21 protein-coding genes are annotated in these 22061 nt (G+C 64.0%); 16 read left to right on the forward strand and 5 right to left on the reverse strand.

Annotation, left to right across the window (positions count from 1 at the left end; all coding sequences use genetic code 11):
* Window positions 1-21 precede the first annotated feature (21 nt).
* The gene (locus tag CK227_RS34470; RefSeq protein WP_095776064.1) at window positions 22-906 is read right to left on the reverse strand and encodes an aldo/keto reductase family oxidoreductase; all 885 of its coding nucleotides are present in this window, start codon (window positions 904-906) and stop codon (window positions 22-24) included.
* A 93-nt stretch (window positions 907-999) separates the two neighbouring features.
* Between CK227_RS34470 and CK227_RS34475 the strand changes: the two genes are divergently transcribed.
* The gene (locus CK227_RS34475; RefSeq protein ID WP_095776063.1) at window positions 1000-1905 is read left to right on the forward strand and encodes a LysR family transcriptional regulator; all 906 of its coding nucleotides are present in this window, start codon (window positions 1000-1002) and stop codon (window positions 1903-1905) included.
* Between the two features lie 97 nt (window positions 1906-2002).
* On the opposite strand, the gene CK227_RS34480 is transcribed toward CK227_RS34475, so the two are convergent.
* The gene (locus CK227_RS34480) at window positions 2003-3694 is read right to left on the reverse strand and encodes a hypothetical protein (protein ID WP_095804224.1); all 1692 of its coding nucleotides are present in this window, start codon (window positions 3692-3694) and stop codon (window positions 2003-2005) included.
* Between the two features lie 103 nt (window positions 3695-3797).
* Here CK227_RS34480 and CK227_RS36525 point away from each other — a divergent pair, with 103 nt between their 5' ends.
* From CK227_RS36525 to arsK, 9 genes are all read left to right on the forward strand, one after another.
* A complete protein-coding gene (locus CK227_RS36525; RefSeq protein ID WP_143750559.1) occupies window positions 3798-4922 on the forward strand; it encodes a hypothetical protein in 1125 nt (374 codons plus the stop codon).
* Window positions 4922-5872, forward strand: coding sequence for a trypsin-like serine protease (locus tag CK227_RS34495; protein WP_095776059.1), 951 nt, complete (start codon window positions 4922-4924; stop codon window positions 5870-5872). The genes CK227_RS36525 and CK227_RS34495 overlap by 1 nt, the downstream gene beginning before the upstream one ends.
* A gap of 169 nt (window positions 5873-6041) precedes the next feature.
* The gene (locus tag CK227_RS34500) at window positions 6042-7955 is read left to right on the forward strand and encodes a diguanylate cyclase (protein ID WP_095776058.1); all 1914 of its coding nucleotides are present in this window, start codon (window positions 6042-6044) and stop codon (window positions 7953-7955) included.
* A 66-nt stretch (window positions 7956-8021) separates the two neighbouring features.
* Window positions 8022-8354 carry a helix-turn-helix transcriptional regulator gene (locus CK227_RS34505; RefSeq protein ID WP_095776057.1) on the forward strand — a complete coding sequence of 111 codons (333 nt, stop codon included), beginning with the start codon at window positions 8022-8024 and terminating at the stop codon, window positions 8352-8354.
* 7 nt (window positions 8355-8361) lie between these two features.
* Entirely contained in the window at window positions 8362-9063 is a 702-nt protein-coding gene (locus tag CK227_RS34510) for an MIP/aquaporin family protein (protein WP_095776056.1), read from the forward strand.
* On the forward strand, window positions 9060-9482 hold the full coding sequence (arsC, locus tag CK227_RS34515; protein WP_095776055.1) for an arsenate reductase (glutaredoxin): 423 nt from the start codon (window positions 9060-9062) through the stop codon (window positions 9480-9482). The genes CK227_RS34510 and arsC overlap by 4 nt, the downstream gene beginning before the upstream one ends.
* 65 nt (window positions 9483-9547) lie before the next feature.
* Window positions 9548-9868 carry a metalloregulator ArsR/SmtB family transcription factor gene (locus tag CK227_RS34520; RefSeq protein ID WP_095776054.1) on the forward strand — a complete coding sequence of 107 codons (321 nt, stop codon included), beginning with the start codon at window positions 9548-9550 and terminating at the stop codon, window positions 9866-9868.
* A 43-nt stretch (window positions 9869-9911) separates the two neighbouring features.
* Entirely contained in the window at window positions 9912-11297 is a 1386-nt protein-coding gene (locus CK227_RS34525; protein ID WP_095776053.1) for an NAD(P)-binding protein, read from the forward strand.
* Window positions 11294-12589: an arsenite efflux MFS transporter ArsK gene (gene arsK, locus CK227_RS34530; protein WP_095776052.1), complete on the forward strand. Its 1296-nt coding sequence runs from the start codon at window positions 11294-11296 to the stop codon at window positions 12587-12589. The genes CK227_RS34525 and arsK overlap by 4 nt, the downstream gene beginning before the upstream one ends.
* On the opposite strand, the gene CK227_RS34535 is transcribed toward arsK, so the two are convergent.
* The gene (locus tag CK227_RS34535; RefSeq protein ID WP_095776051.1) at window positions 12553-13179 is read right to left on the reverse strand and encodes a class I SAM-dependent methyltransferase; all 627 of its coding nucleotides are present in this window, start codon (window positions 13177-13179) and stop codon (window positions 12553-12555) included. The genes arsK and CK227_RS34535 overlap by 37 nt on opposite strands.
* Window positions 13180-13395: 216 nt before the next feature.
* Here CK227_RS34535 and CK227_RS34540 point away from each other — a divergent pair, with 216 nt between their 5' ends.
* The gene (locus tag CK227_RS34540; protein WP_095776050.1) at window positions 13396-13842 is read left to right on the forward strand and encodes an SRPBCC domain-containing protein; all 447 of its coding nucleotides are present in this window, start codon (window positions 13396-13398) and stop codon (window positions 13840-13842) included.
* A gap of 29 nt (window positions 13843-13871) precedes the next feature.
* On the opposite strand, the gene CK227_RS34545 is transcribed toward CK227_RS34540, so the two are convergent.
* The gene (locus CK227_RS34545; protein WP_095776049.1) at window positions 13872-14702 is read right to left on the reverse strand and encodes a helix-turn-helix transcriptional regulator; all 831 of its coding nucleotides are present in this window, start codon (window positions 14700-14702) and stop codon (window positions 13872-13874) included.
* Window positions 14703-14780: 78 nt separating this feature from the next.
* Here CK227_RS34545 and CK227_RS34550 point away from each other — a divergent pair, with 78 nt between their 5' ends.
* Window positions 14781-15665, forward strand: coding sequence for an SDR family oxidoreductase (locus CK227_RS34550; protein ID WP_095776048.1), 885 nt, complete (start codon window positions 14781-14783; stop codon window positions 15663-15665).
* 12 nt (window positions 15666-15677) lie between these two features.
* Here the strand turns inward: CK227_RS34550 and CK227_RS34555 are convergent, their stop codons facing one another.
* On the reverse strand, window positions 15678-16376 hold the full coding sequence (locus tag CK227_RS34555; protein WP_095776047.1) for a RibD family protein: 699 nt from the start codon (window positions 16374-16376) through the stop codon (window positions 15678-15680).
* Window positions 16377-16730: 354 nt separating this feature from the next.
* On the opposite strand from CK227_RS34555, the gene CK227_RS34560 reads away from it, so the two are divergent.
* The 4 genes from CK227_RS34560 (at window position 16731) to CK227_RS34575 (ending at window position 21892) form a co-directional block, all read left to right on the forward strand.
* A complete protein-coding gene (locus CK227_RS34560; RefSeq protein ID WP_095776046.1) occupies window positions 16731-17678 on the forward strand; it encodes a substrate-binding domain-containing protein in 948 nt (315 codons plus the stop codon).
* Between the two features lie 94 nt (window positions 17679-17772).
* The gene (locus tag CK227_RS34565; RefSeq protein WP_095776045.1) at window positions 17773-19356 is read left to right on the forward strand and encodes a sugar ABC transporter ATP-binding protein; all 1584 of its coding nucleotides are present in this window, start codon (window positions 17773-17775) and stop codon (window positions 19354-19356) included.
* Window positions 19353-20369, forward strand: a complete 1017-nt coding sequence (locus tag CK227_RS34570) for an ABC transporter permease (RefSeq protein ID WP_038648308.1) — start codon at window positions 19353-19355, stop codon at window positions 20367-20369. Before CK227_RS34565 ends, CK227_RS34570 begins: the two co-directional genes overlap by 4 nt.
* 224 nt (window positions 20370-20593) lie before the next feature.
* Window positions 20594-21892 (forward strand): hypothetical protein, encoded by a 1299-nt coding sequence (locus tag CK227_RS34575; RefSeq protein ID WP_095776044.1) that lies wholly within the window; start codon window positions 20594-20596, stop codon window positions 21890-21892.
* The last annotated feature ends 169 nt before the right edge of the window (window positions 21893-22061 follow it).

Here is a 22061-nt window from a genome sequence, read left to right on the forward strand (position 1 = left end):
CCGGCCGACAGCGGGAATGCCTTATGCCGCTTGCTCGGCTTCACCGCCGATGCCGTTCAGCACTTTGAGCGCATCGGCCGGCAGGTCGAGTTCGGCCGCCGCCAGGTTTTCGCGGAGATGGCCGACCGAGGAAGTGCCGGGGATGAGCAGGATGTTGGGCGCGCGGCGCAACAGCCAGGCGAGCGCCACCTGCATCGGTGTCGCGCCGAGTTTCCTGGCGACATTGGCCAGCGTGTCCGACTGCAGCGGCGTGAAGCCGCCGAGCGGGAAGAACGGCACATAGGCTATGCCGTCGGCGGCAAGCGCATCGATCAGCGCGTCGTCGTCGCGGTGCGCGATGTTGTACTGGTTCTGCACGCAGACGATCTCGGCGATGCCGCGCCCCTGGGCGATCTGGGTCCCTGTGACGTTGCTCATGCCGATATGGCGGATGAGGCCCTGGCGCTGCAATTCGGCGAGCGTGTTCAACTGCGGCTCGAGCGATCCTTCGGCGGGGCCGTGGATGCCATGCATGGAGCGCAGGTTGACGACCTCGATCACATCAAGCCCGAGATTGCGCAGATTATCGTGCACGGCCTCGGTCAACTCCTTGGGCGACATTGCGGGAAGCCAGGACGCATCGGCGCCGCGCCGGGCGCTGACCTTGGTGACGATGGTGAGGTTGGCGGGGTAGGGGTGCAGCGCTTCGCGGATGATCTGGTTGGTGATGTGCGGGCCATAGAAATCGGATGTGTCGATGTGGTCGACGCCACTGGCGATCGCCTCGCGCAGCACGGCAAGGGCTGCGTCGCGATCCTTGGGCGGGCCGAAGACGCCGGGTCCCGCCAGTTGCATGGCGCCGTAGCCGAGGCGCTTTACGGTGCGGTCGCCGAGTTTGAAGGTTCCGGCCTTGCTGATGTCGGTCATGGTCTCATCTCCTGTGGATCGGCCCAATGTAGACAAAGCGCGCATGCGCGATAATATGGTGCAATCGGCACAACCTGTGCGAAAAGGCGAACAATGGCAGCGGATCTCGGCGACCTACAAGCGTTCATGGCGGTGGCGCGCGCCGGCGGTTTTCGCGAGGCGGCACGGGTGGGCAATGTCAGCGCCTCCAGCCTCTCGGAGACGGTGCGGCGGCTGGAGACCGGGCTCGGCGTGCGGCTGCTCAACCGCACCACGCGCAGCGTCGCGCCCACCGAGGCCGGCGCGCGCCTGCTCGAGCGGCTGGGTCCGGCGCTCGGCGAAGTCGAGGCGGCGCTCGACGTGGTCAACGGCTTTCGCGGCCGCCCCGCCGGCACGCTGCGGCTCAACGTGCCGGTCGTCGCGGCGAAACTGGTGCTGCCGCGCCTGTTGCCGCCTTTCCTCGCCGCCTATCCCGACATTCGCGTGGAAGTGACCGCCGAGGACAGTTTCGTCGACATACTGGCGAGCGGCTGCGATGCCGGCATCCGCTATGAAGAGCGGCTGGAGCAGGACATGATCGCCGTGCCGATCGGCCCGCGCCGGCAGCACTACGCCACCGCCGCCGCACCGGCCTATCTCGACCGGCACGGCCGGCCCGAGCATCCGCGCGACCTGCTCCGTCACGCCTGCCTGCGCGGCCGCTTCGCCAGCGGCCTGACGCCGCCCTGGGAGTTCGAACGCGACGGCGAGGTGGTGAGCGTCGAGCCGACCGGCCCGCTGCTGGTCAGCACCGGCACGGCCATGGCGCTTGCGCTCGAGGTGGCGGTGGCCGGCGGCGGCATCGTCTCGCTGTTCGAGGACTGGCTGCGCCCCTATTTCGACGATGGCCGGCTTGAGCCGGTGCTGGAGCCCTGGTGGCAGGAATTCTCAGGCCCGTTCCTCTACTATCCCGGCCGGCGGCTGACGCCGGCACCGCTCAGGGCGTTCATCGACTTTGTCGGCACGATGCGCTGGGGCTGATGGGAATACATCCCACGCTTCACGCACAATTTGGGCGAAAGAGCGAAGATGGCTGGCGGAAGCCCCGCCGAGATGAACGGTGGCTCACCTGGCATGATCAATTGTCGAAGACCTTAGCAGTCCTCAACGGGGCGTCGACGGCCAAAGCCGCATTCTTCGGACGCATCGATTCGAGTACATCTCCGCCCGGTAGATCGCTCTGATAAAGTGCTCTTGAGTGTACGGCCACGACCTCCATCGGGGTGCTGGTATCGGCCGGTTTGAATAGAGCGCTTCCACTTGCGTTGCCGAGCGACTGGCAAAAATGTCCGATCGAACGTTTCCCAAGTTTAAACAAAGCCGCGTCCGTGTCAGTATAATGGATCACCAGACAGGTGGGCGATCCATCAAAACGAAAGGCCTGGCGCCAAGTCCCGGTTTCGATGAGCTCATGGTCATAGGGAATTGGCTTGTTTTCAAGCCGCGCCTTCAGTTGTATTGCGTTGACCGCCAATCGCTGAAAGCCGGCAAGAACAACATGGTCGAAATCCTTGGGCGCTGCCAGTTCAATTCGAGATTTCGGATCGTTCTCGGTGTCAAGAACCAATACCAAGGCATCGGTATCCAAGTCGTCCAGATCGGGGTTGCCGCTCAGGAATCTTGGCAAGTCTCCCATCTGTACAGCGTCCCATCCGCCGCCGGCGACCGACAGTTCCAGTCTTTTGACCGCGAAGGCGGGCGTGGTCATCGACATGGGTATGTAACCTAACCGCACATTCGCCCCGAGGCCACTGAGCCCGGCCAAGCAATGTTTCGCGGTAAGGACGCGAGCGTTGGTTATGGCAGCACCAGAGCAGAGGATTCTTTGTCTCTGCGGTTGCGAGGTGTCAAAAGCGTAAATAACCCCAACGTGTTCGTTGATCGTTTGAGTGATATCGTCGGCAACCGTTCCGAAACAACTTGATATGTACGCGTTGTAGGTTTCCGCGCACCGTTTTGCCAGTTTCATCTGTTGCGCCGTGAGGTCATCTTTCTGGCCGCCGAATAGGCATATCTCGCTAAAACCGTCGATGAGATTTTTCGAAATTCCACCATAAGATACCTCCCGCCGCAAGGTCCGGACAGCTTCGCCACAGTCTGCGGCCGAAGACTTCGCGGATGGTGTCGACAGGTTGTTGACCACCAAAGTTGGCGTTTCAAGATTCCCGTAGCCCTTAAGGATACGATCAGATGCCACGTCGGGCTCTACTTCAAGCTGAGACGGGCCATGCAGGCTGATGAACGTGTTGCGGCCCACATCGTCGCTCGGCAAGAAGTCTGGGATTTTCAATGTGGGGTTGTCGAAAAAATCCATCATCTTGGCCGGCATTGGCTTGCCAAACTTTCTTTGCCATTTCGAAGCAAAGACGCTGGCCTGCGCGAGGCCTGTCAATTGATCCAAAACGCTATTGGCCTGTTCCTGTATTGTGACATTCCGGTCGGGTGCCGCAAGCGTTCCACCGATCGCCGCATCCGATCGGGAGATATCTACTGCATCAGGACCAGCCGGGAGACGCTGGTCGAGAGCACCGGGTAGCGAAAAGTTTGTGATTTTCAACCGTAACGAGTCTGCTGAACCAAATCCGTTTGTTGCAAGCGGATTGAGGGATATTGTTGGTCGACTAGGCAGCGTATAGTGATCGGCCGCGCCGCCTAGCTGTTGCCAAGCGCTTGAACCGGGATCGGATCGCGCGTCCTGACCAAAGCTCTGCTCGCTCAGGTACAACAAGTTGATAAGAGATAAACACGCCATTTGCACCTTGAGCTTCATTTATCGCACCAGCGTTGACGGTCGAAATTTATTTGGCGCTATCTTGCCACGGGCAAGGATTTTATAATAGGCTGACCACCATTGGCTATGGGGGTGCCAAAAAATGAAGCTGAATAACGGTCCGGTGTCCGGCTTTGCCGGATTTTTGTTATGCCTTAGCGCGTGCTCTGCTGTTCAAAGCTACAAAGTTGGCGGAAACGAAATAGAGCACACGCAACAAAGAGCGGGCACTTACTACCTTCCAAAACACCTTCTGGATGTTAAAATCTTTGGTGAAGGCAAAGCCGAGAATGTTACTGTTGACCCTATCGCTGTTCGGGATTCCGCCCTCGCTCTTGAGACGGGTCTGTCTCTCTCCGGCCTCTCGGACGACAAGATTACTGTCACGTTCGATAAAACTGGCCTGCTGGCATCGGTCTCGGCTACGTTGACGGACAGGACAGGTGACATACTCGTCGAACTGGCCAAAATCGCCGCACATTTCCGCGCTGCACCAGCGGACAAACCATTGCTCCAAGAGGTTGCGTTTGACCCATTCGATCCTGTGGCCGCCAAAAAAAGCAACGATATACTGAAAGGCAGTAAATCATGTGTCGAAGTAGAGCTTCGGCCGGGAGTCTGGAGCCCAGGGTGCGATTTATTATCTTTAGGAAAGTCAACTGGATCTCCTGTTCAACTTTATAGACTGCCGAAGAGCGTTATGCCTGGAATATATTACCGTAGAGCGGCATCTCGGATGGTTCATGTTGTCCTTAATGGGAAAACAGTGATGCTTGTCCCGCGTGATTTCGCGAATGACGAGCCAATATATAGGATCGACATAAACCGATCTGCTTTCGTAACACGCTCCACAGAGATAAAATTCGAGGACGGCGCACTCATCAGCGTGATGGTGGACAAGCCGTCCGAGGTGTTGGCCGCCGTAAAACTCCCGCTTGCCATTGTGAGCGCCGTCGTCGATTCCGCGACAGCCGGCACGGCCGGAGCAAAATCCGCCTCTCTAAATGCGGATGCCGCCAAGTCGAACAGCCAGGCCAATCTCGCGAATGTTGCTGCCGCGAAGCTCGCAAGTTCGGAAGGGTCAGCTGATGCGGAGGCATACAAGCAAGCACTGCTAAGTGGCGGCAACGGGTCCAGGGATGCAGCCCTCACCACAGCCGACATAGCCTACTGTAACAAATACTGGCCGTTGGCCCGTGATCGGTGTTATGCGCAAGAGAACCACTGATGAAAGCTTACTTTAGGCTTCTGCTGATTGCGCTGGTTCTTCTGTGTTCGACGTCCATGATGTCGGCTCGAGAAGGTCCGCTTATGCCCGGTAAGTGGCCTGCCGGCGTAAAAGTGACGCCGCCAGATAGGACCAATACGGGCATCGAAGTAGCTGGAGGCTGGCCGAGCAGCCGCCGCCAGGTGGTTGGATTGAGATTCTACCAAAAAGGTCAGCTTAGTGCTTGCAGTGGCCTGCTCGTATCGAAAAAATTTGTCCTTACGGCTGCGCATTGCACTTGTGGAGATCGTGATTTCGACATCACCAATAGCCCTTTTTCTGAGGATCGTTGGGTCCACGGCAAGTTCGTTTCTCGTTTTGGCAACTACGATTGTAACGCATACCCACCAAGGGGTGATGATCTGGCGCTGGTGGTGATTGATAAGGAGATCGATCTTTTCCTCAATTCGGCCCGAGAACCCATTTGCGGTTCTTATGGTTTGCTTAGTGATATCAAGCGTGCTGGCGATTTTTACCCTAATTTCCCACGTCGCGTTACGGTTGCCGGTTACGGCTTCGAAGGCGACGAGGAGAGTTCGATTGGCCTGCAGAGAGAAACCATCGTCGATGTAAACTCGTTTGCCTGTGCGGATCCCATAGCTCGGCATTTCATGTGCAAGCCATTCAAGGAGTTTGTCGCCGGCGCTGTACCCACAGATGGGATGGTCAGAGATACATGTGCAGGTGACAGTGGCGGGCCGGCCTTTGCCGTCGTTGAGGGTAATCTGATCCCTGTTGGGATCGTTTCCCGCGCGTTGCCTGTCCAGCAATTTTTTCCGCGGCACGGCGATTGTGGCTCTGGCGGGATATATACGCTGATCGGCAGGATCGATGTTCTCGAGTGGATGAGAAAATCCGGTGTCAGTGAAGGGGGCACCGATCCAGACTGCGCTCCACCCGTAATGAAATAGCGATGATGTCTAATGGCACACCCAAATGAGGTCCGTTGACAGGTCCAGCAACCTCTGGAAGCCGATTTTCGAACAATCTAAACGCGATCTGTAACGGTTTGTTTCCATGCCCGGCATATCCACAGGAGGCCGCGTCGCGCTTGGCCGACGCATCATGGACGCGTGAAGCATGGGTTCGCCCTGGTCCGAATTGCTGGCCAATCTCGCGGTCGTTGCGATGTTCGTTTCGGTCTGGATCCACACGCATGTGTGGCTGGATCGCAGGCCGGCCCCGGTAAAGGCCGCGGCCTTCGGCTTGCTGATGGGCGCCGGCGCCATCGTCCTGATGCTGACTCCCATGCAGTTGCAGCCGGGCGTGCTGGTCGATCTCAGGGCGACGATGATCGCCATTGCCGGCTTCTTCGGCGGTCCCGTCGCCGGTATCGTCGCCGGCGTCATGGCCGGTGCCTTCCGGACCTTCGAGGGCGGCATCGGCGCCTTCGCCGGCGCGGTCGGGATCGCGGCCACCATGCTGGTCGGCATTGCCGGCAATCTTGCGCTCAGGGGCCGCCGGCCCAGCATGGCCGACATCATGATCCTGGGCGCCGCGGCCGCGTGCGGCTCGCTGCTTGGCCTCAGCGTCCTGCCGCGGTCGGTCGTACAGACGGTTCTGCCGCAGGTGGTGTTTCCCTCCAGCCTGCTCATCTTTGTCTCCGTGGCGATGTCGGGGCTGGCGCTCCACCAGGAGCGGCGTCGCCTCGAGGCGCTGCAATCGAGGCGCATTTTCAAGACCGTGGTCGAGACCTTGCCCGACTGCCTCAATGTCAAGGATCTCGACGGACGCTTCATCGCCGCCAATCCGGCGACCGCCGAATTGATGCACGCGGCCAACGCGAAGGCGCTGATCGGCAAGACGGATTTCGATTTTTACCCCAGCGAAACGGCGCGGGAATTCCGCGAGGACGAGCTCGCCGTCCTGGCGTCCGGCGTCGCCTCCACCATCGAGCAGCATCTTCACCATGAGGACGGCACAGATGGCTGGCTGGCAACGCTGAAGGCGCCGTTTCGCGACAAGACCGGAGCCGTCATCGGCCTGATCACGCACAATCGCGATATCACCGAACGCAAGCGGCTGGAAACCGAGCTGGCGGAAAGCCAGGCAAGGCTGGGAGACGCGCTCACGCATATGGCCGACGGCCTGGTGATGTTCGATCCCGCCGGAAAGCTCATTCTGTGCAACGCCCAGTATCGCGCGATGTTTCCGAAGACGGCCGACATCAGGGTGCCCGGCACCGACTATCGCGATATATTGCGTGCCTCGGTCGCTCGCGGCGAAAGCATCACGCCGCCCGACGCCGTCGAGGGCTGGATTGCCGAGATCATGGTCACGCAAACGCATGCCAGCCACCGCCAGATACAGCTCGCCGACGGGCGCTGGCTCGACGTGCGGACCCGGCCGACGGGCGATGGCGGCAGCCTGAGCGTGTTTTCCGACATCACCGAGGCCAAGCAGGTCGAGGCGGAATTGCTGGCCGCCAACGAGAAGCTGAACCTCCTGGCGCATCGCGACGGGCTGACCGAACTGCTGACGCGGCGGGCCTTCGACGATGCGCTGGCGCGTGAATTCGCCCGCGGCAGGCGCAACGCCATACCCCTCAGCCTGCTCATCATCGATGTCGACTGGTTCAAGCGGTTCAACGACCATTATGGCCACCCGGCGGGCGACGAATGCCTGCGCGCCGTCAGCCGCTGCATCGAGGCGACGGCGCGGCGGCCGGCCGACGCGGCGGCCCGCTATGGCGGCGAGGAGTTCGCGCTCGTCCTGCCCGAGACCGACGCCAGAGGCGCCTTCGTCATCGCCGAGACCCTTAGAGGCAAGGTGCGCGACCTTCGGCTTGCGCATGCCGGCAGCGAAAAGGGCACCGTCACCGTCAGCATCGGGGTCGCCACTTTCGACGGGAGTGCCGAGATCGAGATCGCCGATCTGCTGCGGCGCGCCGACGAGGCCCTCTATGGCGCCAAGGCCGCCGGGCGGGATCGCGTGCATGGCTGGCGCCCGCATCTGAGCGAACCACGCACGACGGGTTCCCGGCGCAAAGCGTGAGCCATCGCCGTCACACCACTGTCATGGTCTACTGCCACTAATCCATAAATCTGGATATGTGGATTGATGGACAAGGCAACAGCATTGCAGGCGCTCGCCGGGCTCGGCCAGGAAACCAGGCTGGAGGTGTTCCGGCTGCTGGTGCGGGCCGGGACCGAGGGCGTGCCGGCGGGCGAGATCGCGACGCGGCTGGGTGCGGTGCAGAACACCATGTCGGCGCATCTGAAGATCCTCGGCCAGGCCGGGCTGGTGCGTGCCGAGCGCGACGGGCGCAGCATCCGCTATACCGCCGACATGACCGGGTTTCGCGATCTGCTCGCCTATCTGATGGAGGATTGCTGCAATGGCGCGCCGGAGCTTTGCCAGCCGATCCTCCAGGCCGTGACCTGCAAATGTTGAGCTTGACATGGCCGACCTTCGACGCCGCCTCGCAGCCGAAGCGCTGGGCACCGCCATGCTGGTTGCCACGGTGGTCGGCTCGGGCATCATGGCCAGCCGGCTGACCGGGGATGTCGCACTTTCCCTGCTCGGCAACACCATTCCCACCGGCGCCATTCTGGTGGTGCTGATCACCACGCTGGGGCCGGTCTCCGGCGCCCATTTCAATCCGGCCGTGACGCTGGTTTTCGGGCTGCGGCGCGACATCGGCTGGCTGGCCGTGCTGGGCTACATCACCGTCCAGATTCTCGGCGGCCTTGCCGGCACGCTGGTCGCGCATGCCATGTTCGACCTGCCCTTGCTCGAGGTGTCGGCGACGGTGCGCAGCGGGCACGGGCAGTGGCTGGCCGAACTGGTCGCGAGTTTCGGCCTGGTCTTCACCATCCTTGCCGGCTTGCGCTTCCGGGGCGATGCCATCCCCTGGCTGGTCGGGCTCCACATCACATCGGCCTACTGGTTCACCGCCTCGACCTCCTTCGCCAATCCGGCGGTGGCCATTGCGCGTGCCTTCTCCAACACGTTTGCCGGCATCCGGCCCTCCGATGTGCCGGCCTTCATGGCAGCGGAACTGGCGGGCGCGCTGCTGGCTCTGGCCTTGGCCGGATGGCTGCTGGCCGAACCCAAGACCTTCACCGACAAGACCGTCACTGAGATGAAAGCCGTGCAATGACCATCACCATCTATCACAACCCGGCCTGCGGCACGTCGCGCAACACGCTGGCGATCATCCGCCAGTCCGGCGAGGAGCCGCGGGTGATCGAATATCTGAAGGCGCCGCCGTCGCGCGAAAGGCTCGTCGAACTGATCGAGGCGATGGCGATGACGCCGCGCCAGTTGCTGCGCGAGAAGGGCACGCCCTATGCCGAACTCGGCCTTGGCGATCCCAAATGGAGCGACGACGAGATCCTCGATTTCATGCTGGCGCATCCGATCCTGATCAACCGGCCGATCGTGGTGACACCACTCGGCGTCGTGCTGGCCCGGCCGTCCGAAAAGGTGCTCGATATCCTGCCCAATCCGGATATCGGCCCGTTCACCAAGGAGGACGGCGAGGTCGTTGTCGACGCAAGCGGCAAGCGGGTCGTCTGAAGCCTATTTCGATATTCTTCGAAATAGGACTTGACGATTTCTGTCGCCGGCCGCATGCTATTTCCATGAAACTCGAACAAGCAGCGAAGCAACTGGAAGCGCTAGGCAATCCGACGCGGCTGAACCTCTATCGTATCCTGGTGCGGGCTGGCGAAGCGGGCCGGCCGGTCGGCTTCCTGCAGGAGAGCCTCGGCATCGCCGCCTCGACGCTGTCGCACCATCTGCACCGCCTGATCCTGACCGGGCTGGTCAGCCAGGAGCGGCAGGCGACGACGCTGATCTGTCGCGCCAACTATCCCATGATGAACGATCTCATCGGCTTCCTGGCCGACGAATGCTGCGCCGATGCCGCCTGCAATCCGGCAGCTGAAGACGCGGCTGCCTGAATTTTTGCCTGTTATTTCGATAATACCGGAAGGATAGAAGCTGATGCAAAACGATCTGCCCATCGCCGTCATCGGCGCCGGTCCGGTCGGCCTGGCCGCCGCCATTCATCTCATCGCCAGGGGCCTGCCGGTAAAGGTCTATGAAGCTGGCGATGGTGTCGCCGCCAATTTGCGGGATTGGGGCCATGTCCGGGTGTTCACCCCCTGGCGCTATTGCGTCGATGAGGCGGCCAGGAAGCTGCTCGAAGGCCACGGCTGGCGGAGGCCGGACGCGGAAGCCTTTCCCACTGCCGATGAACTCGTCGCGCACTATCTCGAGCCGCTCGCCAACCTGCCGGAACTGGCGCCGGCGATCGAGACCAAGGCGCGTGTCGTGGCCATATCGCGCTGGGGCGCCGACAAGGTGCGCGGCAGCGAGCGCGGGACGCGGCCCTTCATGCTCGTCGTCGAAACCGCCGATGGGACAAGGCGCGACAGCGCCCGCGCGGTCATCGACGCCTCGGGGACATGGCGCACGCCCAACCCGCTCGGTGCCGGCGGCATCGCTGCGGAGGGCGAGGCGGAGTTTGCCGACCGTATCGCGTATGGAATTCCCGACATTCTTGGCCGCGACCGCGCGCTCTATGCCGGCCGCACGACGCTGGTCGCCGGTTCCGGCCACTCGGCGGCCAATGCCTTGCTCGACCTGGCCAGGCTGGCGGAGGCCGCGCCCGGCACGGCCTTCATCTGGGCGGTGCGCGGAACCGACCTCGTGCGCATCTATGGCGGCGGCGACGCCGACCAGTTGCCGGCGCGCGGCGAACTCGGCGCCGATATCCGCGACCTCGCCGAAAGCGGCCGCGTCCAGCTGGTGACGGGCTTTGCCACGCTTGCGATCCGCGAGCATGACGGAAGGCTGATCGTCGAGGGGCAAAGCGGGGATGGCCTGGCTCAACTCGGCCCCGTCGACCGCATCATCGCCGCGACCGGTCAGCGTCCGGACCTGTCGCTGACCCGGGAACTCAGGCTCGATCTCGATCCGTGGCTGGAAGGCGTCAAGGCGCTCGGTCCGCTCATCGATCCCAACGAGCATTCCTGCGGCGACGTGCCGCCGCACGGCCACCGCGAACTCAGCCATCCGGAGCCGGGCTTCTACACGGTCGGCATCAAGAGCTATGGCCGTGCGCCGACCTTCCTGCTGTTGACCGGCTACGAACAGGTGCGCTCGGTCGCGGCGGCGCTCGCCGGCGACATCACGGCGGCCGACGCGGTGCAACTGGTACTGCCCGAAACCGGCGTCTGCACGGTGCCGGCGGGCGGCGCTTCGCGGGGCTGTTGCGGCGGACCGGCGCCGGCGGCGACCGATGCCTGCTGCGTGGCGGATGCCGACGCCAAGGCCGCCGGCAAAAGCGGTTGCGGCTGCGCCGGCAAGATGGAAGCCGCCGAGTGAGCGACGCCAAGATTCCTGCCTCCGCCATCTGGGCGCTGGGCACCACTCAGATCGTCGGCTACGGCACGCTCTACTACAGCTACAGCATCCTGGCGCCGGCGGTGGCGGCGGAACTCGCCTGGTCGCAGCAATGGGTGTTCGCCGTGCTGTCGGTGTCGCTGTTGGCAAGCGCCATCCTGGCGCCGTTCGCGGGCAGCCTGGCGGACCGGGTCGGGGCGGGGCGCCTGATGGTGCCGGGTTCGCTGGCGGCGGCGGGCGCCTTGCTGTTGTGTGCGTTGGCGCCGGGGCGCGCCGGCTTTGCCATAGGCGTGCTGGCCATGGAACTCGCCTCCTGCTTCGTCCTCTACAGCACGGCCTTCGTCGCCATCGTACAGCTCGGCGGTGCGCGGCGCGGCATCACCCATCTCACCTTGATCGCCGGCTTCGCCTCGACCCTGTTCTGGCCGCTGACGACGCTGCTGCACCAGCACCTCGGCTGGCGCGAGGTTCTCGCTCTGTTTGCCGCGCTCAACGCCTTTGTCTGCCTGCCGATCCATTGGTGGCTGGCCCGGCTTTCCAGCCGTATCGGCAAGGCGCGGGAGAGGATCGTTCCGGTCACGGCGAGCCTGTCGGGGTCAGCGCCCGGCCGGCGATGGTCGCTCCTGTTCGTCCTGGTGCTGGCCGGCTTTGCCATAGAGGGCTTCATGCTCTCGGCAATCCTCGTGCAGATGGTGCCGCTGCTCACTTTGGTCGGCCTCGGCGGCGCCTCGGTGCTGGTCGCCAGCCTGTTCGGCCCGTCGCAAGTGGCGAGCCGGCTGGTCAACATGCTGTTCGGCCGCGGCCTGTCGCAGACATCGCTGGCGCTCGGCGCGACCGCCGCACTGGCCGGCGGTCTTGCGGTGCTGCTCATGGTGGCGCCCTCCGTTTCCGGCGCCATGCTGTTTGCCGTGCTTTTCGGCTTCGGCTCGGGCCTGATGAGCATTGTCGGCGGCACGCTGCCGCTCGAATTGTTCGGCCAGGAACGCTACGGCTCCTATGTCGGCTGGATCACGGCAGCGCGCCAGTTCAGCTCCGCCTTCGCCCCGTTCGGCCTGACCCTGATGATATCGGGCCTCGGCGTCTTCCCGGCCTTGTGGCTCAACGTCGTGGTCGGCCTGTTCGGCATCGCCGCCTTCGCCGCCGTCGCGCTGATCAGCCGGCAGTCGCGCAAGGGTGAAAAGGGCGGCATGGCCGATGCGGCTACGCCGGGCGCGGACAGTTTTACAGCAGCGCCGGATTACTTGTCAGGTGCTCGTCTGAAAACGCTGAACTGAAAGGACTGAGAGGAGCCCCATGGCGTCAGGTGCAGATGGTCGAGTGTGCGAACAAGTGCAAAGCCGGATCCAAGGACTTGGGCGAGCTTGCTTGCATCGTATCGTTGAACGGGCAGGCCGCTGCACTTCTCCGGCCCGTCGAGCGCGAACGTCGCGATAATCGCGTAGCCATTTGGTGCGAGTGTCCGCCTGAGTGTGACGAGGTAAGCCTCACGATCGGCTTCTTCGACCATGAAATGGAAGGCAGCCCTGTCATGCCAGACATCGTAAAGCCGCCTCGGCGACCACGTGCGAATGTCGGCAACAATCCAATCGATGTGCCCGCCTGTCCCAGCCAGCCGATCGCGAGCCGCCGTGATCGCCGTAGCAGACAGGTCCAGGACAGTGACGTCCTCAAACCGTTGTTCTTGAAGATTATCCACCAGCCGAGAGGCGCCGCCGCCAACGTCAACGATGGCAGAGCTGCGCTCGGCAATCTCTTTGATCAACGAAAGCGAGGGCTCGGGATTATCTTGGAACCAACTGACGCCGTCCTCGCCCTTCGATTCATATGCTGCGTTCCAGTGCAGCTGCGATGCCTCTTTTTCCATCGGGCCGGCCCTCACTTTTGGTGACACCGTCCAGCATATCAGTCGCGGTGGCCGGCCGGTGATCAATTTGTGGAAGCACGATTATTCAGACCGGCAAGGATTGATCCGGCAGGCGCCGTTCCCGCCAAGGCACAGATTGCTGCCGGCTGACATTGCGCGGAAGTGGCAACCGATATTGCGCTACACTTTCCCCCGGCAGTCGCGGTAAATGCAGGGATGACCGATCCCTCCGCGCCGATCGTCAAGGCCGTCGCCATAGCCGCCGAACCGGCCAGGGTCTGGCGCGTGCTGACGACGCCCGGAATGATCCCGCAATGGATGTCCGACGAGGAGCTGACCGTCAGCCTGGAGGGGCATGCCGGCGGCGCGATCGTGATAGGCGGGCTGCTGCATGGCATGGCGTTCGAGAACCGTGGCATTGTCCGCGCGTTCGAGCCGGAGCGGCTGTTTGCCTACAGCTACTGGAGCACGCTGTCGGCCTCGCGCCTGGCGGACGTGCCGGAAAACCACACGCTGGTCAGTTTCGCCCTGGCGCCGGCGGAAGGGGGAACACTGCTGACGCTGACGCTCAGCGACTTCGCCGAACCGGCGATCCGTCCGCACGCCAATCTCTACTGGGGTCCGACCTTGCAGATCCTGAAGGCGGTGTGCGAGCGGCGTTGAAGAGGGCGCCATCGCAGCGGCGCCGATCGTTACCTCGGGCGCTTGGCCAAAGCCCGGATGCGGTCGGCGACCTTGCCGTCGACCGGGTTGTAGACGGTCAGGTTCAAGTCCGGCCGGCCATCGACCGCGAAGGATGAATATTCCAGCTCGATATCACCCAGTTCCGGGTGCTTCAGGCGCTTTGTCCCGTCGCCATGCGCGAGCACGTCGTTCTCCTGCCACAGCGTGGCGAACTCGGCGCTGCCGCTGCACAGTTCGTCCACCAGGAGGGTGACCTCGGAGACCGCGCCGGCGCGCGCCGCATCGGCCCGAAACGCGCCGACCACGAAACGGGCAAGGTTTTCCCAATCATGCTGCTTGGCGCGGATGTGGGGCGTGAGGAACATGAAGCGCAATATGTTGCGCCGGCCGGCTGGGATGGTGCCGTAGTCGGTCAGCACGATCTCGGCGGCGCGATTCCAGGCGACGACATCCCAGGTGGCAGTCTTGACCAAAGCGGGGCTGGCCTCGAGCGTGTCGATGAGGCGCTGCAGCCGGGGGCTGACGCCCTCGTCGCCCCGGTAGCGGACCTCGGGCGGACGGCCGAGCCCAAGCATGAAGAGATGTTCGCGCTCCGCCTCGGTCAAAAGCAGCCCCTTGGCGATACGGTTCAGCACATCGGCCGAAGGCGCGCCGCCACGGCCCTGTTCCAGCCATGTGTACCAGGTCGGGCTGATGTTGGCGCGCTGGGCGACCTCTTCGCGGCGCAGCCCCGGCGTGCGCCGGCGCCCGGAGAAGCCGAACGAAGCGGGATCGAGCCGGGTGCGGCGGTCTTTCAGGAAGGCAGCGAGCGAACCGGGGGTGGGCATCCTGTTAGCCATTATACCATGATAAGATCACTACTTTAATGGAATAATAGACCGGAGATACTGCGCGGGCAACTGTGCAGGAGATTTTGCATGCGTATCTTTTTGACCGGCGCCACCGGTTTCATCGGCTCGGCGCTCGTTCCCGAACTCATCCAGGCCGGCCATCAGGTGATCGGCGTCACCCGCTCCGATGCCGGCGCCGACGCGCTGGCGGCCGCGGGCGCCGAAGTGCATCGCGGAACCCTCGAGGAACCGGCGAGCCTGCGCAGCGGCGCGGCAAAGGCGGATGCCGTGATCCACACCGCCTTCGACCATGATTTTTCGCGCTTTGCCGAGAATTGCGAAAAGGACGCCCGAGTCATCGCGGCGCTCGGCGAGGCGCTCGCCGGATCCGACCGGCCGCTGGTCATCACCTCGGGCGTCGGCATGGGCAGCCCCGGACATGGCCAGCTGGCGGTCGAGGACGTCTTCAACGCCAGCCACCCCAATCCGCGCATCGCCTCCGAACTCGCCGGCAATGCCTTGCTGGAGGCCGGCATCAATTTGTCGGTCGTGCGCCTGCCGCAGGTCCACAATCCGGTCAAGCAGGGGCTGATCTCGCCGCTCATCGAGATCGCGCGCCAAAAGGGCGCGTCGGCCTATGTCGGCGAAGGTCGCAACCGCTATTCGGCGGGGCATCTCTCCGACGCCGCGCGGCTCTACCGGCTTGCCGTCGAAAAGCGCCAGCCGGGTGCGCGCTATCACGCGGTCGGCGAGGAAGGCGTCGAGGTGCGCGCCATCGCCGAGGCGCTTGGCCGGGGCCTGAAATTGCCGGTCGTCTCGATCGCGCCGGAAAAGGCGGCGGAGCATTTCGGCTGGATGGGAATGTTCGCCCCCATGGACCTGCCGGCCTCCAGCGCGCTGACCCAGGCACGGCTCGGCTGGCACCCGACCGGCCCGACGCTGATCGCCGATCTGGATGCCATGCGGTATTGAGGGGCTGCAGCCTCAGCCAGGGCTGACGGCGTAGCGCAAGTGGATGAGCCCATGCGCCAGGGTTTCGCAGCTTCTCAGCGACAGCTGCATCTTGCCGGCGAGGCCGCTTTCGCCGAATTCCACAAAACCCTGGTTTCCCGCCCGCGCATCGAACGCGGGCGCGACCAGAAGGCTGAGTTCATCGACAAGCCCTGCCGCGAAGAAGGAACCGTTGATGCCGGCGCCGCCTTCGAGCAGCAGCCGGCGGATTGCGAGTTCCCGCCCGAGCACTTCGAGCATGGCGGCGAGATCGATCTCGGCCGTTTCCGACACGATATAGGACACGCCGTCGGCGGCGAGCTCGGCCAGATGGCTGTCGGAGACGTCACGCCCAAGCAGCACCACGACATGGTCGCCGCCGACATCCGGCCTGGCGAAATGGAGCCTGCCGGAGGCATCGAGCGCCACGGCATAGGTGCCCGCGTCGCGTTGCGCGAAATGATGCGGCCGCTCGACCTTGCCGATCTGCGCCGGCGGGTGCGCGCCGGCCTTGCTCATCTCGGCCATGGTGACGCGGCCGACGATCCAGGCGTCGCCCTGGAGATCGCCGTGGATCTGCTCATAGAGGCCTGACCACTCGGCGCGGGTTCCGTCGGGGCTCGCGGTGTAGCGGCTCGGATGAAGACCGCCGTCGAGCGAGGCGAGCATATGGCAGATGACGTGCGGCTTCATGGTTTCTCCAGGGATGGACTGGTTTTCGGGAAGGACTGAGCTTCAGGAATGGTTCGGGGGTCAAACTAGGGCCGCGGCCCCGGAATGGAAACCGGGCAGGTCGGTTTGGCCAAAATTCCGACAATTCCGATAATTCGCCGCCAGGGCTGTTATATCGATGTTGCACAAATGGTTGACCCTGGGTTAGCATCCCCTGGCTGATGTCGATGGGAGGCAGTTTTTGCACGGCGATCAGCTGGAGCGGCATGCGCTGTCCCGCGCAAGGAGGATGCTCCAACACTTTGAACCGACGCATGATCCTTCCTGAAACCGTCCCGGTTTCCGGGGCGTGCGTTCTTGTGGAGGAGATCAACCATGAACAGACGTGAATTCCTGATGACGTCCGTGGCCGCGGGCGCCATGATGCTGGCCGCACGTTCGGCGTTCGCCGAGGATAAGCTGACCATACTGGGTTCGGTGCCCAATCTCGGCTTTCCGTTCTTCGTGCACATGCTGAACGAGATCAAGGCCGAAGCGCAGGCGCAAGGCGTCAACCTGACCGAAAGCGACGGACAGAATTCGGCCACCAAGCAGACCGCCGACATCGAGGCGGCGCTGGTGCAGAAGGTCAACGCCATCGTGATTTCGCCGCTCGACGTCAACGCGCTGGCGCCGGCCATCGAGGAAGCGGTCAAGGCTGGTGTTCCCGTGGTGACGATCGACCGCCGCGTCGACGGTGTCCAGGGCATTCTCGCCCATGTCGGCGCCGACAACGTCAAGGGCGGCGAGGCGGAGGCGCAGGCCATGGTGGCGGCGTTCCCCAACGGCGCCAAGCTGTTCCATCTGCAGGGCCAGCCGGGTGCCGGTCCGGCGATCGACCGCAACAAGGGCGTGCACAATGTGCTCGATCCCTTGAAGGACAAGTACCAGATCATCTTCGAGCAGACCGCCAACTTCGCCCGCGCCGAGGCGCTGTCGGTGACGGAAGCCGGTCTCGCCGCCAATGGCAAGCCGGACGCCATCATCTGCGCCAATGACGACATGGCGCTCGGTGCGCTCGAAGCCTGCGCGGCGCGCAACTTCACCGACGTCAAGATCTACGGCTTCGACGCGCTGCCGGAAGCGCTGGTTGCCGTGCGCGACGGCAAGCTCGCCGGCACGGTCGAACAGTTCCCCGGCCAGCAGTCGCGCACCGCAGTGCAGATCGCTGTCGCCTACGCCAAGAACAAGACCGAGCCGAAGGAGAAGCTGGTGCTTTTGACGCCGATCGTCATCGGCAAGGACAATCTCGACAAGGCCGAGAGGTTGAGCGAGACGAAGTAGAACTTGGCGGAGACAGGCTCATTGGCAAGGCTGGCGGGACAGCGCGCCGAAGGCGGGCGCGCTCCCGCCACTTACCGCAATACGGGAGCAACCCTTGCCAGCTGAAGCCGCGCCTGTCCTGCTTGCCGTCGAGGGCGTCACCAAGCATTTCGCCGGCGTGACCGCGCTGAGCGACGTCTCGCTCGACATCCGCCCCGGCGAAATCCTCGGCCTGCTCGGCGAGAACGGCGCGGGAAAATCGACGCTGCTCAAAATCCTGTCGGGCGTCATGCCGCCGTCCAGCGGGCGCATCATTTTCGACGGCGCCGAATACGCGCCGTCCAGCCCGCAGGATGCCAAGCGGCTCGGCATCGTCACCATCTACCAGGAACTCAGCCTGATCCCGACGCTGACCGTGGCGGAGAATATTTTCATCGGCCGCGCGCCTGTCGGGCCACTGGGGCTGGTGAGCTGGCGGCGCATGGAACAGGATTCCCGCGACATCATCGCCCGCGTCGGCCTTTCCATCGATCCGATGACGCCGGTCTCGGCGCTGTCGGTGGCCGAGCAGCAGCTGGTCGAGATCGCCCGCGCGCTGTCGCTCAAAAGCCGGCTGATCATCATGGACGAGCCGACCTCGGCGCTGACCGAGACCGAGGTGCAGCGGCTGTTGTCGATCATGGGCCGGCTGCGCCAGGAGAAGGTCGCCATCATGTTCGTCACCCACCGGCTGGAGGAGGCTTCCGCCATCTGCGACCGCATGACGGTGCTGCGCGACGGCCGGCTGGCCGGGCATCTCGACCGCGACAAGGGACGACCGATCCAGTTGCCGCGGATCATCGAGAAGATGGTCGGCCGCGCCGCTTCCGAACTCTATGCACGGCCGGTGCAGCGCGCGGTGGCCGGCGATGTCGTGCTGTCGGTGCGCGGCCTGCGCACCGTGCGCGATCCCGAGGCGCCGCACGCCATCGTGCTCGACGGCGTCGACATCGACGTCAAGGCCGGCGAAATCCTCGGCGTCGCCGGGCTTGTCGGCTCGGGCCGCACGGAGCTGGCGCGCGCCATTTTCGGCGCCGACCGTATCGCCGCCGGAACCATCATGCTCGACGGCAAACAGATCGCGCCGGCCTCACCGGCGGATGCCATCGCGCTCGGCATCGGCCTGGTGCCGGAGGACCGCAAGCACCAGGCGATCTTTGCCGCACTCGGCATCCTGCCCAATTTCTCCGTCGCTTCGCTCGGCACGTTCAGCAACGGCTTCGGCTTCATGGCCGAGCGGCGCGAGCGCGACGCGCTGTCGGGCTTCAGGAAAATGCTGTCGATCCGCATGGCCTCGGCCGAGCAGGCGATCGAGGGCCTGTCGGGCGGCAACCAGCAAAAGGTCATCCTGGCGCGCTGGCTGGCGCGTGACCCGAAAGTGCTGATCGTCGACGAGCCGACGCGCGGCGTCGATGTCGGCGCCAAGGCGGAGGTGCATCAGATCCTGGTGCAACTGGCGGCGCGCGGCATCGCGGTGATGATGATCTCGTCCGAGCTGCCCGAAGTGCTGGCGGTGTCGGACCGCATCGTCACCATGCGCCGGGGCCGCATCACCGGTGAGATGCCGGGCGTCGAGGCAAACGAGGAAAAACTGATGGAACTGATGGCGCTCGACAGCCAAGATGCGCTTGGGCAGGATGCGGAGGATCAGGCACGATGAGCATCGCCGAAGAGCAGAGCCAGCGCGGCGGCGCGACGATCGCGCGGCTGCTGATGAGTTTCGGGCCGCTGCTGTTCCTGGCGGCGCTGGTCGTCGTCTTCACCGTTTTGAAGCCGAGCTTCATCGACCCGATCAATCTGTTCAACATCACGCGGCAGATCTCGATCACCGGGCTGATCGCGCTCGGCATGACCTTCGTCATCCTCACCGCCGGCATCGACCTGTCGGTCGGCTCGCTGCTGGCCTTCTGCGGCATGGTCGCCGCCGTCGTCGCCAAGGGCGGTGCGGCCAACACGCTGTCGCTGTCGACCTCAGGCACGCAGGGCTATGGCTGGTTCGCGGCGCTGCTCGCCGCCGTCATCGTCGGCGCCGCCGCCGGCGGCGTGCAGGGGCTTGCCATCACCCGACTGAAAGTGCCGCCCTTCGTCGTCACGCTGGGCGGGCTGACGGTGTTTCGCGGGCTGACGCTGACCATCTCCAATGGCGGCCCGATCTCCGGTTTCGACGCCTCGATGCGCTGGTTCGGCACGGGGCTGATCGGCCCGGTGCCGGTGCCGGCCATCATCTTCGCCATCGCCGCGATCCTGTGCCACATCGTGCTGCGCTACACGCGCTACGGACGCGCGGTCTACGCCGTCGGCGGCAATGCCGAGGCGGCACGGCTCTCGGGCCTGCGCGTCGACCGCATCCTTGTCTCGGTCTATGTCATCGTCGGCTTCTTCGCCGGGCTCGCCGCCTTCGTGCTGTCGGCGCGGCTCAATTCCTCGGAAGCGGTCGCCGGCATCGGCTACGAGCTGACGGTCATCTCCGCCGTCGTCATCGGCGGCACCTCGCTGTTCGGCGGCATCGGCTCGGTCGGCGGTACGGTGGTGGGCGCGGCGCTCATCGGTGTGCTGCAGAACGGGCTGCAGTTCAACAATGTCTCGTCCTACACGCAAAGCATCGTGATCGGGCTCATCCTGATCCTGGCGGTGGCGTTTGACCGGTGGCTGAAGTCGCGGGTGCGGCGGTAAGGGCAAGAGGTCTGCGCTCACCCCCTCTGTCCTGCCGGACAGAGGGGGCGCCTCGCACCAGCACTTTCACCCCGGCAACTGCTCCTCGATAATCCGCTCCGAACCCGGCACCAACTGCCTGGCCTGATCAAACCGCAGCACGACCATCCATTTCCCGGCCCGGTTGCAAAACGATCGGGCCTTGCTAGAAAGGCCTGGGGCGGGGTGGCATCGTGAGAGACCTCATGTTTGCCGATATCATCAGGCCGATCAGCTTGAGTTTTTCGCTGCTGCGGCGCTTCTGGCCGCAGCTTGTCGCGCTGGTGCTGGCCGGGGTGCTGGCCGGCGATCTCCTGCTGCAGCTGGCGGCGAAAGTGGCGCTCGCCAATCATTTCGCCGGGCTCGCCATGCTGACGCTGGTGGCGCTGGCGCAGCTGGTGGTGACGGTGGCGATGTTCCATGTGCTGCGCCCCGGCCTGCCGCATCTCTTGGCCGCGCAGCGCGGCGCCGACAAGGCCGCGAAGCAACAGGACACTGCCGACCGGCGCGGCTCGCGGCTGGTGCGCATGATCACCATCGCGCTGCTGCCTTTCTTCGCCTATTACGCGGCCTGGGGGTTTCTCGGCGATATCGTGCGGCAATATTCGCGCGCCACGCTCGACCAGGCCGATTTCGGCCAGGCCGGAAATGTGCTCGACGTGCTGGATTCGCGCTGGCTGCTGATCTCGGTGGCGGTGTCCTGGCTGATCCGCCGGCTGGCCAAGTTCATGCAGACGAAAACCAAGACCGCCTCGTTCTGGCAGATCGTGGTGGTGATCTGCGAGACCAACTGGATCTTCGTCGGTCTCTATGTGATCAGCCGCTGGAAGGACACGGCGCTGCAATGGCTGATGAGCCGCTCCTTCTGGTCGGCGCTGCAGGCCGCCGCCGACGGGCTGGCGAGCGCGGTGCCGGTGGCGAATGCGGCCCCGATGGTGCCGGTCGAGATCACTTCGATCGCGCCCTCGACGGTGGCCGTCAACCTGTTCTTCTACATGCTCCTGCCGCTGATCTGGCTGGTCATGGCGGCGCTGATCTACGGCTATGACGTGCGCGAAGATGCTGCCCTGATGCGCGTGCACGATCGGGTGGAGCGCTTCGGCGCGCGCTATGCCGGCCTGCCGAAATTCCTGCGCGACTTCGTCGAGCATTTCATCGCCGGCTACCGCTCGCGCTATCTGCCGATCGCCAATGGCGTGCGGCTGACGGTGAGTTCCAGCCTGCTGCTTCTGTGCACGCTGATCGTCGGCTATCGCCTCATCGACTGGGGCGCGGCCTGGCTGTGGCTCGGCGCGACGCGGCTGATCGGCCCGCACGAACTCGATGTCTGGCAGATTTTCTCGCACGGGGTGACGCTGCTGTTCGGCAGCCCGTTCCAGGATTCCTCGACCGGCATTTTGATCGAGCCGATCAGGATATGTTTTCTGGCCGCCGTGCTGGAGACGGCGTTTTCGCTGAGTTCCCTTCGCCCCGTTCACGGGGAGAAGGTGCCGACAGGCGGATGAAGGGCGGCGCTGACGTGAGAGAATTGGGCTTGGATACGCAAAGCCGGTGCTGACGCGACGTTGGGCAAATCAGCCACTTACCGGAGCGTTGGCGCTGCCCCTCATTGCCCTGCCGGGCGTTCGTCACTCGAAAAGCCAAGCAATTGGCTTTTCGTCCGCTTCGCGGACC

Source organism: Mesorhizobium sp. WSM4308 (assembly GCF_002294905.1).
Lineage (GTDB): Bacteria > Pseudomonadota > Alphaproteobacteria > Rhizobiales > Rhizobiaceae > Mesorhizobium.

What these genes read in the sequence shown, in the direction of transcription:
- CK227_RS34470 (WP_095776064.1), bottom strand. Translation starts at nt 906, where the DNA reads ATGACCGACATCAGCAAGGCCGGAACCTTCAAACTCGGCGACCGCACC.
- CK227_RS34475 (WP_095776063.1), top strand. Translation starts at nt 1,000, where the DNA reads ATGGCAGCGGATCTCGGCGACCTACAAGCGTTCATGGCGGTGGCGCGC.
- CK227_RS34480 (WP_095804224.1), bottom strand. Translation starts at nt 3,694, where the DNA reads ATGAAGCTCAAGGTGCAAATGGCGTGTTTATCTCTTATCAACTTGTTG.
- CK227_RS36525 (WP_143750559.1), top strand. Translation starts at nt 3,798, where the DNA reads ATGAAGCTGAATAACGGTCCGGTGTCCGGCTTTGCCGGATTTTTGTTA.
- CK227_RS34495 (WP_095776059.1), top strand. Translation starts at nt 4,922, where the DNA reads ATGAAAGCTTACTTTAGGCTTCTGCTGATTGCGCTGGTTCTTCTGTGT.
- CK227_RS34500 (WP_095776058.1), top strand. Translation starts at nt 6,042, where the DNA reads ATGGGTTCGCCCTGGTCCGAATTGCTGGCCAATCTCGCGGTCGTTGCG.
- CK227_RS34505 (WP_095776057.1), top strand. Translation starts at nt 8,022, where the DNA reads ATGGACAAGGCAACAGCATTGCAGGCGCTCGCCGGGCTCGGCCAGGAA.
- CK227_RS34510 (WP_095776056.1), top strand. Translation starts at nt 8,362, where the DNA reads ATGGCCGACCTTCGACGCCGCCTCGCAGCCGAAGCGCTGGGCACCGCC.
- arsC (WP_095776055.1), top strand. Translation starts at nt 9,060, where the DNA reads ATGACCATCACCATCTATCACAACCCGGCCTGCGGCACGTCGCGCAAC.
- CK227_RS34520 (WP_095776054.1), top strand. Translation starts at nt 9,548, where the DNA reads ATGAAACTCGAACAAGCAGCGAAGCAACTGGAAGCGCTAGGCAATCCG.
- CK227_RS34525 (WP_095776053.1), top strand. Translation starts at nt 9,912, where the DNA reads ATGCAAAACGATCTGCCCATCGCCGTCATCGGCGCCGGTCCGGTCGGC.
- CK227_RS34535 (WP_095776051.1), bottom strand. Translation starts at nt 13,179, where the DNA reads ATGGAAAAAGAGGCATCGCAGCTGCACTGGAACGCAGCATATGAATCG.
- CK227_RS34540 (WP_095776050.1), top strand. Translation starts at nt 13,396, where the DNA reads ATGACCGATCCCTCCGCGCCGATCGTCAAGGCCGTCGCCATAGCCGCC.
- CK227_RS34545 (WP_095776049.1), bottom strand. Translation starts at nt 14,702, where the DNA reads ATGGCTAACAGGATGCCCACCCCCGGTTCGCTCGCTGCCTTCCTGAAA.
- CK227_RS34550 (WP_095776048.1), top strand. Translation starts at nt 14,781, where the DNA reads ATGCGTATCTTTTTGACCGGCGCCACCGGTTTCATCGGCTCGGCGCTC.
- CK227_RS34555 (WP_095776047.1), bottom strand. Translation starts at nt 16,376, where the DNA reads ATGAAGCCGCACGTCATCTGCCATATGCTCGCCTCGCTCGACGGCGGT.
- CK227_RS34560 (WP_095776046.1), top strand. Translation starts at nt 16,731, where the DNA reads ATGAACAGACGTGAATTCCTGATGACGTCCGTGGCCGCGGGCGCCATG.
- CK227_RS34570 (WP_038648308.1), top strand. Translation starts at nt 19,353, where the DNA reads ATGAGCATCGCCGAAGAGCAGAGCCAGCGCGGCGGCGCGACGATCGCG.
- CK227_RS34575 (WP_095776044.1), top strand. Translation starts at nt 20,594, where the DNA reads ATGTTTGCCGATATCATCAGGCCGATCAGCTTGAGTTTTTCGCTGCTG.